Origin of the sequence: Halogeometricum sp. CBA1124 (assembly GCF_009741955.1) — an archaeon.
Taxonomy (GTDB): Archaea; Halobacteriota; Halobacteria; order Halobacteriales; family Haloferacaceae; genus Halogeometricum; species Halogeometricum rufum.
The window spans coordinates 1-1,422 of record NZ_WPCD01000358.1 but is presented as its reverse complement, the minus strand read 5'-3'; the positions used below and the strand labels follow the sequence as shown (position 1 = coordinate 1,422).

At 74.6% G+C, this 1,422-nt stretch carries 2 pseudogenes; one reads left to right on the top strand and one right to left on the bottom strand.

The annotated features are described in order from the left end of the window. Positions 1 to 449, bottom strand: a pseudogene (locus tag GJ632_RS21475) (lipoate--protein ligase family protein); the annotation flags it as partial. 52 nt (positions 450 to 501) lie between these two features. Between GJ632_RS21475 and GJ632_RS21470 the strand changes: the two are divergent. Then, a pseudogene (locus tag GJ632_RS21470) lies at positions 502 to 1,422 on the top strand (hypothetical protein); the annotation flags it as partial.

Sequence of the window (1,422 nt, the reverse complement as noted above, 5' to 3'; positions counted from 1 at the left end):
TGCGCTTGCACCGAGTGGTCGCCCGGACAGAACGACGCGGGTGGTTCGCCCCGCCTCGCCGGGACGCCGAGCGACCGCAGGGCGCGGACGACACCCGTCGTCGCCGTCTCGTAGCGGTCGTCCATCCCGGTCCGGTCGTTCGCGACGGGGACGGCGGAGGCGAACGCCACCGTCCGTCCCGTGTAGGCGACGGCGCGCCCGCCGACGCTTCGTTCGAGCGCCGGAAACCCCCGCGACTCGGCCGCCTCGCGCGCCGTCTCGTAGCCGTCGGCGTGCGCGTCGCGCCGCCCGAACGCCACCTGCCGGTGCGGCGTCCACGCGCGGAACGCCGGGACGCCCGTCTCGGCGGTTTCCTCGCCCATCGCCTCCGTCGCGCCCCGGTCGGCCTCCCGCGTCGCCGCCCGTCCGCGGACGATTCGGACCACCCTTCCGCCACGCTCGCCGGTCATACCGTCCGACAGGTCCCGACGCGCCTAAGCCCTCCCGGTCCCCCGTCTCGGCATGGACGGCCACGAGTCGCGCGTCGCGGACGCGCCCGAATCCGTGTCGGCGTCGGCGTCGGCGCCGACGTACCCGGCGGACGCGGACGACGCGGTGACGCTCCCGGCGTCGGTACTCCGGCGCTACCGGCGGTTCTCGCTCTACAACTCCCCGTATCCGGCCCACGACCACGGCTGCGCGATAGACCTCTATCCGGCGTCGAACGAGGGTCTCTCGCCCGTCGCGGGCGAGGTGCTGGAGACGCGGACGGTGCGCGCGCCGCCGAAGCCGTACGCGCACGACGAGGAGTACCTGATTCTCGTGGACGCGGGCGACTGCGTCGCGCGGATTCTCCACGTCGAACCGGCCGTCGAAGCCGGAGACAGCGTCGCCGTCGGCGACTCCCTCGGGCCCATGGTCCGCTCGGGTTTCTTCGCGCCGTGGGTCGGCAACCACGTCCACGTCGGGTTCAGGCGGCACGACCAGAACCTCCGGCGCGCCACCGGGTCGCTCCCCGTCGTCGCCGACGCGCCGGTCGAACCCCTCGCGTGGGACGGCACCGGCACCGTCGTCGAGACGGCGGCGACGTACGCCCTCCTCGACAGTCCCGACCACCCCGCGCCGGGGGAGGCGTTCGCGGGCATCGCCGCCGCCGACGGCCGCGTCCTCGACGGCGGGTTCGGGCACTACGCGGCCGGCGGCGCCCTCACCGCCGGGGCCGACGAGGCGACTGATTCGAACGGCGGTGTCGCTGCTCGGCCACCCGATAGGGACGGCGCGCGGCCGAGACGTCGCGTGGCGCGACGTGGACGTGCTGGCCAACGGCGAGCGAATCACCGGACTCTCGCTGTTCGCGGCGCTGGACCCCGAGTTCGGCGCGAAACTCGTCTGCCCCGGTCACCGGACTTCGCCGTCGGCCGCGAGGTTCGGGGTGACGGATAC